Here is a 15,129-nt window from a genome sequence, read left to right on the forward strand (position 1 = left end):
ACACACCTAACTCGTTGGTATTTTCAATTGTTGGCCAATATACACGGTATTCTTAGTTAAATTATTTAACTGTTTGATACGTGTAACCGATGTACCATAACTGTTAGCAATGACAGACAATGAGTCACCTTTTTTAACCACGTGAATACTATTGCGCATATACGCCAAATAGGTATCTTTTGGCGGTGCGTTACGGAAATACAAGTAACTACCTTGGGCAATGGCGTTAGCAATCTTACGCTGGTGACTGCGGGTGGTTAACTTTTTACCTTCTCGATAATTAGTCACAAAACCCGTTTCAACCAGCAAAGAGGGGATATCCAGTGATTTTAAGACCGCCAAGCTTTGCTCGTACGGCTTAGATTTATGCATATGTGTGACTTTGGCTAATTCATTATGGATCAGTGACGCGATGTTATAACCTGCACCTTGTGAATATTGTCGACCAAGATCGAGAAACATGTATTGTAAATCATCAGTACCATCACTGTTTTTAATCGCATCACCCACACCACCTAACAGTCCGTTGACATTATCGTTACGCAGATTTTTGTTAAATTCATAGTTCGCCCGACCTTGCGACAAGATCAGCGTTGACGCACCCGATGGTTGTGATGAGGTAAAACCGTCGGCATGCACAGACACTAACAATTCAGCTTTATACTTACGCGCAATCGCAGAGCGTTCATTCAGTGAGATATAACGGTCGTCTTTACGGATCAAGACCGCTTTAATGCCTTTTTTCTGATTTAAAATAGCGACCGTTTTTTTAGCAATCGCTAAGGTAATGTCTTTTTCAACAAACTTTTTAAAACCGATAGAACCCGGATCTTTACCACCATGCCCGGCATCAATAGCGATCACAACATCCCTTTGAGGATGCTTAATCAGCGCCTTTCTCGTGGTTTTTTTAACTGCTACAGGGCTCTTTTTCTTTATAACTGTTTTTAAAGACTTTATCGGTTTGACAGGTAAATCAATAACTAACCTGTTTTTTGCGGTCTTACTACCCGCTAATTCAAAAAATCGATAGTTAATTGGTTGAGCAAGATGAAAAATAATCCGTAAATCGCTAGATTTAGTGGATTTAGCTTGTTCAACACGGGTAATGTTACTGCTTAACCTTGCTAGCTTACTCACATAAGCCTTATTACGCGTACCTGCAAAATCCACCACGATCTGGGTCTTTTTGTTACGGTCGTAAAGGTTGAATAACGGTTTCTTTGCCAGATCAAAAACAATCCTTGTTTTATCCGCATGCTCAACAATGCGTATCGCATTCACCGTATTGGCAGCATAACTTAATGGCATAAAGCACAAGTACATTATGCTTAATAGTAAAATCCGTTTAAACATTGTTATCCTAAATTCATCTTAGCTAATTTATTGACCATTATTATCCCTAATTCACTAATGCCTTTCACCACAACTTCACGCTGTTCACCGACATAAGTAAGGGTGACTTGTAAATCTTCAACAGGTAAAAAACCTTCACCACGCTGTGGCCACTCAACTAAACACAGGCAATTATCGGTAAAATAGTCACGAATACCCATAAATTCTAATTCTTCTGGATCAGCCAGACGGTAAAGGTCAAAATGATAGACATTCCAATCGGCTAATTCATACGGTTCAACTAATGTGTAAGTTGGGCTTTTCACATTCCCTTGATGACCCAGTGCTTGTACAAAACCACGGGTGAGTGTCGTTTTACCCGCGCCCAAATCACCGTGTAAAAAAATGGTAGTAGCACTATCGCATAAACGCGAAAGGCTTGCACCAAAAGCAACGGTTTCTGATTCGTCTGCTAAGAAAACTTTTACTGTATTTGTCATCTAATTTAACTACCTTAAACATTAAAATAAAACGCTATATTGAGTTGTGCTCGCCACAGACTCATTCCCGAACCAAGAAATATCTCAGAGTGAAGACATCGACTAATGAAATTGGACAGGTATGTAGATTCTACAAATTGTCGAGCCCAAAGAAAACCACAATATGATAAACTTTACCTCAATTTACTCATAGACAGATAATAAACCATGCCTCCGATAGACTATCAACAACTTACACAAAAAATTAAAGTCTGGGGCGCAGAACTTGGTTTCCAACAAGTCGGTATTACCGATACCGATTTATCAACCTACGAACCACATTTCCAAACCTGGTTAGATAATGGTTATCATGCTGACATGGATTATATGTCGCGTTACGGCACCATGCGTACTCACCCAGAAGAACTTTATCCAGGCACGATCCGCGTTATTTCAGTACGCATGGATTATCTACCACCCGATGCATTAATGGCGACCACCTTAAAGCAGAAAGACAAAGGTTACATCAGCCGTTATGCCCTCGGGCGTGATTACCATAAAATCATCCGCAAACGCCTTAAACACTTAGGCGAAAAAATCAGTGAGCATTGTGAAACGCTCGATGCCCGGCCGTTTGTTGATACCGGCCCTTTACTCGAGCGCCCGTTAGCCGAAAAAGCCGGATTAGGCTGGACAGGTAAACACTCACTCATTTTAAACAAAGAAGCGGGTTCATGGTTTTTTCTTGGTGAGATATTAATAAACTTACCACTACCTGTTGATAAACCTATTGAAAATCAATGTGGTAAATGTACAGCGTGTTTACAGATTTGTCCAACACAAGCCATTGTCGCACCTTACAGCGTGGATGCTAATCGCTGTATTTCTTATCTGACTATTGAGCTATTTGGCGCTATTCCAGAAGAGTTTCGACCTTTAATCGGTAATCGCATCTACGGTTGTGATGATTGCCAGTTGATCTGTCCGTGGAACCGTTTTGCAGCGCTTACCGATGAACAAGACTTTCACCCGCGCTCAAATTTGCATTCGCCCGATCTATTAGCACTGTACGCATGGGAAGAAACTTATTTCTTAAAACAGACAGAAGGCTCACCGATCCGTCGCATTGGTCATGAACGTTGGTTGCGGAATATTTCCGTGGCACTGGGTAATGCCGCTTATTCAGCAGAAATTGTCGAGGCGTTAGAAACTAAATTTGTTGAAACAACTGAAATGGTGCAAGAGCATATTACCTGGGCGCTACAACAGCAACAGGCAAAAGCAGACAACATCATTCCAGTATTACAAATCGATAAGACCAAAGATAAGTTAATCCGCATGATTGAAAAAGCACTGCCACGTGATGCCTAACACAGCGGTTATACCCAAGTTACTTCAAGATGCTATATCAGAGACGAGAGTAAATAACAAAAAGCGCGCAAAGAACAAGTCCCAGCGCGCTTTAACATAGCGATGAATTAGCTATGAATTAACGATTATTTATCAGTATCCATTTTGGCTGTAATAACGTCAGCAGCCGTTTTCTTTTCCAGCTGCTCAGTTTCCCATTTTTTTGCTTTATGGATCAAGCCAGTAATACTTGAGCCTTGTACCAAAATTGAAAACACCACCACTGAGTAAGTCATCACCAAAATAATTTCTCGAACATCAATGTTCTTTTCTGGAATAATAAATACCCCAGCCGGAATTGCTAACGCCATTGCCAGCGCTAAACCGCCACGTAATCCCCCCCAAGTCAGGATCGTCACAGACAATGGGTTGTAACTGCGGAAACGGTTAAAGAAGAGATAAGAGAATTTCACACTTAAATAACGTGCGACCAATACCAATGGAATAGCAAATACCATCAAGATCCAATCTTCTTTGTGGAAGCTAAACAACAACATAGCCATACCGATCAGCAAGAATAGAATACCATTTAAGAATTCATCGACTAATTCCCAAAAGTGATCCAAGTGGTACTCACTTTCTGGCGAGAAGCCTTTTTGACGCGTCCAGTTACCAATCATAATTCCGGCAACGACCATGGCTAATGGACCAGAAACATCGATCACGTCAGCAAATACATAACCCGCGGTTGGGATAGCAATGGTCAGTAATAATTCCATTGAGTGATCATTGGTCGAACTGATTAGATAATGGAATACTAAACCAAGTACCAGCCCATAGATGATGCCACCAATCGCTTCATGCATGAATAGCTGGGCCACACTGCTCACGGTTGGCGCTTCACTACCAAATGCCACCGAAAACAGGGTCATAAAGATCACCAAACCAAAACCATCATTAAATAATGACTCACCTTCGATTTGCGTAGAGATACGCTGTGGGGCATCCAGGTTCTTAACAATCGCCAGTACAGCAATCGGATCGGTGGGCGAAATAAGCGAACCAAAGAGTAGACAGTAAATGAAGTCTAATGGAATACCGACTAGCTGACAAAAACCCCATAACACCCCACCAATAAAGGCGGTTGAGAATAAGGTGGCAACAAGCGCCAAGACCGTAATTTCCCACTTTTGGTCTTTCATGTGTGCCAATTTAATGCCTAAACCACCGGCAAACAAGAGGAAACCCAGGATGCCTTTTAATAAAAAGCTTTCGAAATTGATATTATTTAATTGCTCTGTAGCAATGGCCTCTAAATGAAACCAGCCACTTTGACCTGCAATCACAATACCTAAAGACAGTATTATTGATCCCGCAGTTATCGCAACTGTAGTTTGCATTTTGCCAATTTTGCTATTAATAAATGCAATAAAAATGGCAATTGCACCGAGAAAACATAAGGTACTGTATACCGACATGCTAAACCTCAAATTGGGGGAGTGTAGTTATAATAACTAAGGATAGTTTTGTGGGCTACACAATGTTCCTGTTGCTATAAAAAATCAAGCTTTTTGAGCCATATAGCCAGCCCCAATTCGAAATAGAATTAAAACTCTACCGTTATGTCAAAATGATATATAAATGTAGAATTTGCGCGCTTTAAAAAGCGCTATTAACGTTTTTTAGGTACCCAGGCCCAGATAAATTCAGCATTAATTGGCTCATTGCCTTCACTGTCCGTGATCACGACAGGTACCGATATATCACCTTTTTCAGTATCACGAATATGCTTGATCTGCTCGTCACTGAGTGTGGCAACCGCAGTTAAATCACCCGCAGCACGGCGAACATAATCGATATTCATATTTTTTAATAATGGAATACGGTTGTCGGGTACATGCATAGCAATTAAAAAACCCGTCGCAGACTCGCCAAGTAACGCCATTGCCGCGGCATGGATACCACCAATATGATTTTGCACGCGTTTACGGTTTTTTAAGCTAAGTTTAGAGCCAGAAAAATCTAATTTTTCGACACGTACTTTTGACGTGCCAGCAAATTTAATAACTTTGCCAAATACTAACGACAATGCAGGGGCATGGCAGCCTTTTGGAAGTAGCGTTACTTTCTTAACGATTTTACTGAGTTTATTTTCGGCTTTCATATCAATCCTTGAAGTTATATTAGTTTCCAAAACAAATACTTAACTTAGCTTATCTTAATCTAGGCAGAAAGCAGTAAGTGACTAAGTACTATAACATTGATTAAATAAGTGCTATTGGTCTAAATGACATGGGCGTAGAATTAACGGTAATGAGTGGATAGATTTTAGATTTTAGATTTTAGATTTTAAATTTTAAATTTTAAAATAATGGGAGTAGTAAATAAAGAGAGAGTAAAGAGATAATAAAGAGATAAGGAAGAAATTGGAGCGGTACAAGAGGCTCGAACTCTTGACCTCAACCTTGGCAAGGTTGCGCTCTACCAACTGAGCTAGTACCGCTTCGTTTTGCTTTTTTGTCATAAAACAGAGTTTCACAACTGTATCTCAATCATCATGGTATGAAGAAAGAAATTGGAGCGGTACAAGAGGCTCGAACTCTTGACCTCAACCTTGGCAAGGTTGCGCTCTACCAACTGAGCTAGTACCGCTTCGGTCTGATTTAAAGTTTCAGGAACTGTATCTGTCTACTCATTGGTGTGAGAAGAGAGATTGGAGCGGTACAAGAGGCTCGAACTCTTGACCTCAACCTTGGCAAGGTTGCGCTCTACCAACTGAGCTAGTACCGCATCTGTCTGATTTAAAGTTTCAGGAACTATTCGATTTATTCGAGTGAATGAACATTCAAACAAATCTGAATTTGGAGCGGTACAAGAGGCTCGAACTCTTGACCTCAACCTTGGCAAGGTTGCGCTCTACCAACTGAGCTAGTACCGCTTCATTTTGATTTAGAGTTTCTCAACTGTATCTCAATCATCATGGTATGAAGAAAGAAATTGGAGCGGTACAAGAGGCTCGAACTCTTGACCTCAACCTTGGCAAGGTTGCGCTCTACCAACTGAGCTAGTACCGCTTCATTTTGATTTATAGTTTCTCAACTGCATTTCTATCATCATGGTATGAAGAAAGAAATTGGAGCGGTACAAGAGGCTCGAACTCTTGACCTCAACCTTGGCAAGGTTGCGCTCTACCAACTGAGCTAGTACCGCTTCGTTTTGATTTAAAGTTTCTCAACTATTCGACTCACTCAAATGAATTAACATTCAAACAAATCTGAATTTGGAGCGGTACAAGAGGCTCGAACTCTTGACCTCAACCTTGGCAAGGTTGCGCTCTACCAACTGAGCTAGTACCGCTTTGATATTCTATTTGGTATTCTAAGATAAGATTGGAGCGGTACAAGAGGCTCGAACTCTTGACCTCAACCTTGGCAAGGTTGCGCTCTACCAACTGAGCTAGTACCGCATCTCATCTTAGGTGCCGAATTATATAGAACCGACTGGTTTTTGCAAGCCTAGACCGAGGCTTTATTATAAAAAAACCGGATATTGCCGAATGTTTCTACTATAAGGTCGTAAAATTATCTAACCAGTAGTATCAATGCTTAAATTTTAAACATATGTTGGCGATAATGCTGTAATTCACCAATTGATTCACGAATATCATCCAATGCTAAATGCAAACCTTGTTTGTGAAAACTCGATACAACCTCAGGGCACCAACGGCGACCTAATTCTTTAATCGTGCTCACATCGACATTACGGTAGTGAAAATAATCATTTAATTCCGTCATATATTTCACTAAGAAACGACGATCTTGGCCAATACTGTTACCACATAATGGTGATTTACCAGCTGGAACCCACTTGTGTAAGAATGCTAATGTTTGCTCAACAGCCTCTTTTTCAGTGACTTCACTCGCCAATACCCGTTTAACTAGACCTGAATTAGTGTGATGCGTTGTGCACCACTCATCCATCTTATCAAGTTCCGCTTTATCTTGATGAATAGCGAGTACAGGTCCTTCTGCAAGAATGTTCAGTTCACTATCCGTAACGATAGTGGCAATTTCAATGATCAGACATTTTTCTGGATCAAGACCGGTCATTTCTAAGTCAATCCAAACTAAATTATTTTCATTAAATTGCGTTGCATTGTCGGCAAGTGGCATAGAGGTGATCCTAATAGTTGTCGTTTAATCGTATGTTTAAGGTTATTATACCCAATCGACCTCGAAATGCGATGTTCAGCAACAGCTGTACTATAATACGCGTTGTTACAACTCAGGAATGAATTTACCCGTGGCTAAAAAGAAACATCTAACCCAAGGTCAAATACGTCGCGTACGTAGCAACCAAACTAAACGTCTAACCAAGCCAGATACACGAGAATGGGATGATGCGCTTCTCGGCAAAAAGCAAGAAGGTGTGATCATTAGCCGTTTTGGTCAACATGCTGATGTAGAAGATGAGAATGGTATCATTCATCGCTGTAATCTACGTCGTTCTATTGTGAGTTTAGTCACTGGTGATCGTGTTGTTTGGCGCTTAGGTAATGAACAGCTACAAGGCATTTCTGGTATTATCGAAGCGGTACACGAACGCAGAACCGTATTGACCCGTCCCGATTTCTACGATGGTATTAAACCGATTGCGGCGAATATCGATCAGATCGTAATTGTATCTTCCGTGGTGCCAGAATTCTCAACCAATATTATCGACCGTTATATTGTTGCTGCCGAAGATGTAAAAATTCGCCCAGTGATCTTATTGAACAAGATCGATTTATTAAGCCCCAATGAATTATTCACCATTAACCAGCAGCTCCAAACTTACCGCGATATCGGCTACGAAGTATGGCAAGTATCATCAACTGAAGGTAAAGGTTTAGGTGAATTACAAGGTCTATTGAAAGATAATACCACTATCTTTGTTGGTCAATCAGGCGTGGGTAAATCATCATTGGTGAATGCCTTAATGCCCGAATTACATATTCAGGTGGGTGATGTATCGGTAAAATCGGGTCTAGGTACCCACACCACCACCACAGCGCGTTTATATCATTTCCCATCAGGTGGTGATCTTATTGACTCACCAGGTGTACGTGAATTCTCGTTATGGCACATGAAGCCCGAAGAGATCGCCAATGGTTTTATCGAATTTAGAGATTTTTTAGGTGAATGTCGCTTCCGCGATTGTAAACACAAAAATGATCCCGGTTGTGCACTGCAAGATGCAGTCGCAAAAGGCAAGATCAAAAAAGTTCGCTTTGATAACTATGTTCGTATTTTAGAAACCATGCTCGATAATCGTCCTGAACGTCATATCCCAGTGCGTAAATAATTCGCACACATTGATGTCATAACAACACCAAATAAGTGTTATCTTGTTAGCATAAATAGCATAACAACACTTATCTGGTTAAACTCATCACGCAAATTCTGACAACAGCTAATTCTGACAACAATAGTCAAACTTGTTACAATAGCGTTAATTCTATTTAACTATCAATTATTCAACTATTTAAGAGGCTCTCAGGTGCTAGACAAGCTTAAAGTTATTGCCCAATACTGCTTTCCTCAACACGGTTTATCTCGTCTTACTGGTTTATTTGCCAATGGTGCTCACGGTAAAGTAACAACCTATGTGATCAGCTGGTTTATCAAACGTTACAATGTAAACATGGATGAAGCAAAACATTCAGATCCTGCACATTTCCAAACATTTAACGACTTCTTTACCCGTGAATTAAAAGCAGACGTACGCCCAATCAATGCTGACGACAACATGTTATGTCAACCAGTAGATGGCGCAGTAAGCCAAGCAGGTCCAATTACCCAAGGTCGCATTGTACAAGCTAAAGGTCATGACTACAGTGTGTGTGAATTACTTGGCGGCGATCGTCAATTAGCGAACAAATTTGAAGACGGTGACTTTGCAACGGTTTACTTGTCGCCACGTGATTACCACCGTATTCATATGCCAATTACCGGTACCTTAAAAGAAATGATTTTTGCACCGGGTGATCTGTTTTCAGTAAATCCACTGACGGCGCAAAATGTACCTAATTTATTTGCCCGTAACGAACGAGCTATCGCTATCTTTGATACCGAAGTTGGTCCGTTTGCCCTGGTATTAGTTGGCGCAACGATCGTCGCCTCAATTGAAACAATTTGGCACGGCACAGTAGCACCATCAAAGAATAAAGAGATCGTTCGTTGGACCTATGAAAACCAAGCGCCAATCGTGATCGAAAAAGGCGCAGAAATGGGTCGCTTTAAACTGGGCTCAACGATTGTCGCGGTGTTTGCCAAGGATGCCGTTGAATTTGTTGACGAATTACAACCAGAAGCAGCAACAGTCATGGGTGAAGCATTTGCCCGTATTAAACACAAATAAGATTACCTAAGCATAACCGCTAGGATAATATTACCCGTTACCAACGTAAGTATAGTAACGGGTACTATTCCCCTTCAGTAACATATACTAACCCTGTATATTCCGCCCGATAACCACCGCTATTGTCACTGAGTCACTACGATTAACGATGCCAATTGATCTGGCTAACCATTGCAAGGATGTAAGCAATTAATGGAACAACGTAAACAAGGGCTTTGGGCTCTCCACTCTGCGACGCTATTACTTGGCGGCACCACATTATTCTCTAAACTTATTCCCTTAACTGCGCTTGATATCACCATTCTTCGCTGCGTTATTGCCAGCACTGTGCTGTGTTTATTACTCAAAGTCACCAAACAACCACTGCGATTAAATAAATTAAGCGATTATGGCTGGGCGGTATTATTAGCCGCACTAGTGGGTGCACACTGGGTAACCTTCTTCTTAGGCATGCAATTGTCGACCATTGCGATAGGGCTTATTGCCTTCTACACTTATCCTGTCATGACAGTGTTTTTAGAGCCTTTATTTAATCGAGAAAAAATCCAAGGTCAAGATATCGTCTCGGCATTAGTGGTATTAACCGGCATAAGCTTATTGGTCCCAGAACTGTCTCTAGAGAACGATGTGACACTCGGTATTATCAGCGGTATTAGCTCTGCATTTCTGTTTACTTTAAGAAACATTCTCTACAAACGTAAGCTCTCGCATTACAGCGGACCCCATACCATGTTTTATCAAACATTATTCACCGCGTGTATGCTTTCGCCATTTTTGAGTGTAGACTTAGCGGAAATAAATAATGACAATTGGACGTTATTAGTGGTGTTAGGGATCTGCTTTACCGCAATGCCGCACACACTGCTAGTCACAGCATTACGTTACCTAAAAGCCAAAACAGTGGGTCTTATCGCCTGTTTACAACCGCTTTATGGTAGTTTGCTAGCGATCCCTTTTTTAGGTGAAGTCCCCAATGCTGCAACCATCACAGGTGGCGCATTAGTGGTCTCAGCCGCCCTCTTTGAAACATGGAATGCAGGAAAAAAATAGGTCGATTAACGCAGTTGGAAAACGGATACACCGAACGTCACTGGCATGATAACTCGACCTTATGAAATATTATGATGACTAAAAATTATGTAATTTTACTTATTCTATTTTCATTATTTATTACGCCCGTTCAGGCACAGCTTAGTTATGGTGAGATCCAGCTTAACGACACCATCTCTCAGCTGAAAGAACGCGCGCCAACGCCTTCAATTAAGTTACAACTCAAGTATTACCAACAAGCATTAAAAGCGTTAAGCGAAGACAGCGATGCGCGTCAAATAGCCTCAAATTATCAAAAGATCATTGATGACTATCCAGTAACATCGCAAACATTAAAAGCCCGGATCAGCAACTACACATCGGCCAGTTTTGCCGATGCCCGTGACTGGCCAGTCAATAAAATCGAGCAAGAGATAGCCAGACAAAACTCGAGTCAGACCGCGTTAAAAAAACAACAGCAAGCACGCAGCAGCGAACTCACTACAATTGGCATTCGGATCAGTTCATTTCAGACTGATATCGAACGCTTACGCGGTAAATTAACCACAACTCAAAAAGACCATGATAAATTAGTTGGTCGCGGTGACATTAGCTTAAACGAGGAACAAGAAGCCTTACGCATTGCCCTGCAAATCGAACAATCATCACTATCAACCCAGATCCAAATGCTGGAACTTGAACAGCTCAGCGCCAGTAACCGCAGTGAATTAGCTCAGCTCAATCGTCGTTTAAACTTGTTAGAACAAAAAGACGTCAGTAACTACTTAGCGTCGTTGACCGAGTTACGCAACAACATATTACGTAAAGAAACCGCCGACGCGATTGCGCGGAGTAAACAGATCAATGATTCATCACTGATTAGTTCACCCTTTTTACAGCTGCAGTTAGAAATCAACCAAGAACTGTCTAGCGCACTGGAAATTGTATCGGCAAGAAACGAAACCATTCAAGATAAGCAGCAAGCCGTCACCCAACAAGTTGATGCGCTCACCACCATACTCATTAATTTTAATGAACAAGTCGAATGGTTAAAAATAAGTTCCGCGTTTGGCGAGAATTTACGCGCGCAGGTAAGTAGCTTACCGACTGAACCACCGCTGGACAAATTAGAAAATGAGATTGTCGATAGCCGTTTAGCCCGTTTTCGCTACCAAAAAATGCGTACGCAATTAGACAATCTGCCATTAACCACCAAGACGCTAACGACTGAAGAGCATGCGAGCTTGTTACGTTTTATAGAATTACGTCGATTATTACTCGGTCAGCTAATTAGCAGTTTAGATAACCACATCTACGAACAAGCGAAGTTAAAAGTCAGCTATAGCAAAATGAATAGCACACTCGTGAAAATTAAACAGCAAGCGGATGAACACTTATTCTGGGTACCAAGCATTCCATTACTGGGTACGCAAAGTATTACCGAGCTCTTTACCAGTATGCTTTGGCTCACGTCAATCGAGAACAGCATTACTATCCCACAAGCCATATTTTCTTCGCCATTAGGCACGCTAAGCTTGGCCGCATTGCTTATTTTAGGTTTTACTTATTTACGCACACCACTGAATAAATTTTTCACCAAACATATTGCCGAGACATCACCGAAAGTCGGTAAAGTGACACAAGATAAGTTCGCTTATACACTACGAAACCTGGCTTATTCATTGGCAGATGCGCTGCTCTTACCTATCTCGCTATTGATCATTACCGAATTGATGATAAATGCATGGCAGTATCCGTTTGCCGTTAATATTGGCCATGCCTTACAAGACTCACTGTTTTTATTAGTCATCTATCTGTTCATCCGTAATCTGACTCGTCATAAGGGCCTATTACAGATCCACTTGAAAATAAGTAAAGAGCGCATCGCCAAGATTTGGGGCTACTACCAAGTCCTGTTTTTTATCTCTTGGCCTGCTTATATCATCCAAGTGCTGTGTTACCAATATCCAGAACAAGCGTATGACGGTTCACTCGGTCGCCTTGCCTTTGTCATCACTTGTGGTGCATTGGTGCAATTCTATTACCGTTTGTATCGTGAAAAACTGCCCCTAACCTACCAGAAAAAGAATAATGGTAAACCACATATTGTCCACCATACCATCTGGACAGCGTTTATTATCGCGCCGATAGCGTCTGCGATCATGGCGATCATGGGTTACCTTTCTACCGCCCAAGTCTTGTTAAAACAGATGGAGTCATCACTGTTAATGGGGCTGTTCTTTTTATTAAGCTATTATTTGATCCGTCGCGGCATGCATTTGCAAAAACGCCGTCTCGCCTTTGAACGTGCCAAAGCGAAACGTATCGATATAATTGCTCAGCGGGCGAAAGAAGTTGAAAAGGGCGAGCAAAATAGCAGCCAAGAAAGTCATTTTGATATCGAAGAGCCGGAAATCGATTTAGATCAAATCAGTGCGCAATCGCTGGGGCTGCTACGCACCTTGTTAACGCTATTATTTGTGGCATTAAACGCACTCTTCTGGTCCGAAATTCAACGTGCCTTTATCTTCTTAGATACCATCACTTTATGGGATGCGTCCAATACCTTAAATGGGGTTGAATATATCGATCCTATTACCTTAAAAAGCTGTTTGTTAGCCATTATTATTTTTGTACTCACGCTGGTATTAGTACGTAATTTATCGGGTGCCCTCGAACTCTTGATCTTGCAGCATCTTGACCTTTCTCCGGGTACTGGTTTTGCGATCACAACGTTGGCAAAATACATGACTATTTCGATTAGTTTTGTCGTTGGTTTTAACTTCTTAGGCGTCGACTGGGCGAAAACCCAATGGCTAGTAGCCGCATTAACCGTAGGTTTAGGGTTCGGTTTACAAGAGATTTTTGCTAACTTCGTATCCGGTTTAATTATCTTATTTGAAAAACCGATCCGGATTGGTGATACCGTTACAATCCGTGAGTTAACTGGCACTATCAGTAAAATTCAAACCCGTGCTACCACGATTGTAGATTGGGATAGAAAAGAAATTATTGTGCCGAATAAAGCCTTTATCACTGAACAATTTATTAACTGGTCACTGTCCGATTCCATTACCCGGGTGATCATTAATATTGGTGTTGAGTTTAACTCTGATATCGAGCTAGTGACAAAACTGCTATTAGAAAGTGCAGAAGAAAATAACTTAAGCCTTGATAATCCTGGGCCAGAAGTATTCTTTATTGAGTTTGGCCAACATGCATTATGCTTTGAAGTACGCTGTTATGTGGCAGAAATGGGTCATCGTTTAACCATGACACACGCACTCAATACCCGCATCAACCATGTCTTTAAAGAACACAATATTCGTATTGCATTACCACAGCTCGATCTACGTGTAAAAGATGGGTTTAAAGTCAGTGATAGTAGCCATATCATGAGTATGAAAAAAGGCAGCTTGAGATAAGTTTAAGCTGCCGGTTAGAGGCTTTATGCCCGAGGAGTTGGAAAGGCAATCACCTCATCAAGGCTATTGGCATCCGTTGCTAACATCACCAATCGATCAATACCTAACGCGACGCCAGCACAATCAGGGAAGCCAGCAGTTAGCGCATCAATCAAATGATGGTCAATAGGCTGCTCTGGTAAAGCCATCGTCTTACGTTTGCTATTATCCGCTTTAAAGCGTCTTAATTGCTCTTTCGCATCCGCTAATTCATGGAAGCCATTCGCTAGCTCAATGCCTTTAAAATACACTTCAAAGCGCTCTGCAACACGGGAGTCTTGCGGGCTAATACGCGCTAATGCCGCCTGAGATGCCGGGAAATCATAAATAAAACACGGCACATCTTGGCCAATTTGGCTCTCGACACCCACATAGAATAATAGTTGTAAGATGGTGTCTCGATCAGGTTCATTCTCTAACACGTCATAAACCCCGTACGGTTTTGCCGCTTGGCGTAATTCATCCATCGATGCGGTTAACGGGTCTAACTGTAAGAATTGCTTAAATGCATTTTGATAAGTGAAGCGCTGCTCTTTACCCGACCCTAATACCAAGGTCAGTAACTCAGACATTTCATCCATCAGTTGAAAATGATCAAAACCAAGTCGATACCATTCCAGCATAGTGAATTCGGGATTATGATGACGGCCCGCTTCTTCATTACGAAACGATTTACTTATTTGATAGATACAACCACTACCTGCTGCTAGCAATCTTTTCATGTGAAATTCAGGTGATGTTTGCAAATATAAGGTCAGACCTTGGCTATAACCTGGGCCAACAAATACCGTGCTAAATGCATCTAAATGTACATCGGTAACAGCGGCTTGACTCAGGGCTGGCGTATCAACTTCTAATACATCGCGTGTCGCAAAAAACTCACGGATGACATTTAATACCTTAGCCCGAGCACGTAATGCATTAAAACTTGCACTCGGTTGCCAATTTAATTCACTCATATCTACTCCGGTTATCATTACCTAAAACGTTTACCTGTTTTCCAAAAACTAAAATGCCAGTCATAGACTGGCATTTTATCGTTCATTAACGCTAATTAAGTTAGCGTAAAATCA

11 protein-coding genes and 8 tRNA genes are annotated in these 15,129 nt (G+C 41.4%); 5 read left to right on the forward strand and 14 right to left on the reverse strand.

Going from position 1 to position 15,129, the window contains the following annotated elements; translation table 11 throughout:
• Window positions 1-6: 6 nt before the first annotated feature.
• On the reverse strand, window positions 7-1,356 hold the full coding sequence (locus PE36_RS13060; RefSeq protein WP_043994504.1) for an N-acetylmuramoyl-L-alanine amidase: 1,350 nt from the start codon (window positions 1,354-1,356) through the stop codon (window positions 7-9).
• A 2-nt stretch (window positions 1,357-1,358) separates the two neighbouring features.
• Window positions 1,359-1,835 (reverse strand): tRNA (adenosine(37)-N6)-threonylcarbamoyltransferase complex ATPase subunit type 1 TsaE, encoded by a 477-nt coding sequence (tsaE, locus tag PE36_RS13065; protein WP_006032517.1) that lies wholly within the window; start codon window positions 1,833-1,835, stop codon window positions 1,359-1,361.
• Between the two features lie 207 nt (window positions 1,836-2,042).
• On the opposite strand from tsaE, the gene queG reads away from it, so the two are divergent.
• A complete protein-coding gene (queG, locus tag PE36_RS13070) occupies window positions 2,043-3,185 on the forward strand; it encodes a tRNA epoxyqueuosine(34) reductase QueG (RefSeq protein ID WP_006032518.1) in 1,143 nt (380 codons plus the stop codon).
• 125 nt (window positions 3,186-3,310) lie between these two features.
• Here the strand turns inward: queG and PE36_RS13075 are convergent, their stop codons facing one another.
• From PE36_RS13075 to orn, 11 genes are all read right to left on the reverse strand, one after another.
• On the reverse strand, window positions 3,311-4,642 hold the full coding sequence (locus tag PE36_RS13075; RefSeq protein ID WP_006032519.1) for a sodium:proton antiporter: 1,332 nt from the start codon (window positions 4,640-4,642) through the stop codon (window positions 3,311-3,313).
• Window positions 4,643-4,836: 194 nt separating this feature from the next.
• Window positions 4,837-5,328 (reverse strand): DUF4442 domain-containing protein, encoded by a 492-nt coding sequence (locus PE36_RS13080; protein ID WP_006032520.1) that lies wholly within the window; start codon window positions 5,326-5,328, stop codon window positions 4,837-4,839.
• 263 nt (window positions 5,329-5,591) lie between these two features.
• Window positions 5,592-5,667, reverse strand: a tRNA-Gly gene (locus PE36_RS13085).
• Between the two features lie 73 nt (window positions 5,668-5,740).
• Window positions 5,741-5,816: transfer RNA gene (locus tag PE36_RS13090), tRNA-Gly, on the reverse strand.
• 62 nt (window positions 5,817-5,878) lie between these two features.
• A tRNA-Gly gene (locus PE36_RS13095) sits at window positions 5,879-5,954 on the reverse strand.
• Window positions 5,955-6,026: 72 nt separating this feature from the next.
• A tRNA-Gly gene (locus PE36_RS13100) sits at window positions 6,027-6,102 on the reverse strand.
• Between the two features lie 60 nt (window positions 6,103-6,162).
• Window positions 6,163-6,238 (reverse strand) — tRNA-Gly (locus PE36_RS13105).
• A gap of 60 nt (window positions 6,239-6,298) precedes the next feature.
• A tRNA-Gly gene (locus tag PE36_RS13110) sits at window positions 6,299-6,374 on the reverse strand.
• A 71-nt stretch (window positions 6,375-6,445) separates the two neighbouring features.
• Window positions 6,446-6,521: transfer RNA gene (locus PE36_RS13115), tRNA-Gly, on the reverse strand.
• A gap of 33 nt (window positions 6,522-6,554) precedes the next feature.
• Window positions 6,555-6,630, reverse strand: a tRNA-Gly gene (locus PE36_RS13120).
• A gap of 139 nt (window positions 6,631-6,769) precedes the next feature.
• A complete protein-coding gene (orn, locus tag PE36_RS13125) occupies window positions 6,770-7,336 on the reverse strand; it encodes an oligoribonuclease (RefSeq protein ID WP_006032522.1) in 567 nt (188 codons plus the stop codon).
• Window positions 7,337-7,466: 130 nt separating this feature from the next.
• On the opposite strand from orn, the gene rsgA reads away from it, so the two are divergent.
• The 4 genes from rsgA (at window position 7,467) to mscM (ending at window position 14,017) form a co-directional block, all read left to right on the forward strand.
• Window positions 7,467-8,507 carry a small ribosomal subunit biogenesis GTPase RsgA gene (gene rsgA, locus PE36_RS13130; RefSeq protein ID WP_043994505.1) on the forward strand — a complete coding sequence of 347 codons (1,041 nt, stop codon included), beginning with the start codon at window positions 7,467-7,469 and terminating at the stop codon, window positions 8,505-8,507.
• A 195-nt stretch (window positions 8,508-8,702) separates the two neighbouring features.
• Window positions 8,703-9,563, forward strand: coding sequence for an archaetidylserine decarboxylase (gene asd / locus PE36_RS13135; protein ID WP_006032524.1), 861 nt, complete (start codon window positions 8,703-8,705; stop codon window positions 9,561-9,563).
• A gap of 192 nt (window positions 9,564-9,755) precedes the next feature.
• Window positions 9,756-10,613 carry a DMT family transporter gene (locus PE36_RS13140; RefSeq protein WP_006032525.1) on the forward strand — a complete coding sequence of 286 codons (858 nt, stop codon included), beginning with the start codon at window positions 9,756-9,758 and terminating at the stop codon, window positions 10,611-10,613.
• A 71-nt stretch (window positions 10,614-10,684) separates the two neighbouring features.
• Window positions 10,685-14,017 (forward strand): miniconductance mechanosensitive channel MscM, encoded by a 3,333-nt coding sequence (mscM, locus tag PE36_RS13145; protein WP_006032526.1) that lies wholly within the window; start codon window positions 10,685-10,687, stop codon window positions 14,015-14,017.
• Window positions 14,018-14,040: 23 nt separating this feature from the next.
• On the opposite strand, the gene epmA is transcribed toward mscM, so the two are convergent.
• Window positions 14,041-15,015: an elongation factor P--(R)-beta-lysine ligase gene (gene epmA / locus PE36_RS13150; protein WP_006032527.1), complete on the reverse strand. Its 975-nt coding sequence runs from the start codon at window positions 15,013-15,015 to the stop codon at window positions 14,041-14,043.
• Window positions 15,016-15,129: the final 114 nt, after the last annotated feature.

Source organism: Moritella sp. PE36 (genome assembly GCF_000170855.1).
Classification (GTDB): Bacteria; Pseudomonadota; Gammaproteobacteria; order Enterobacterales; family Moritellaceae; genus Moritella.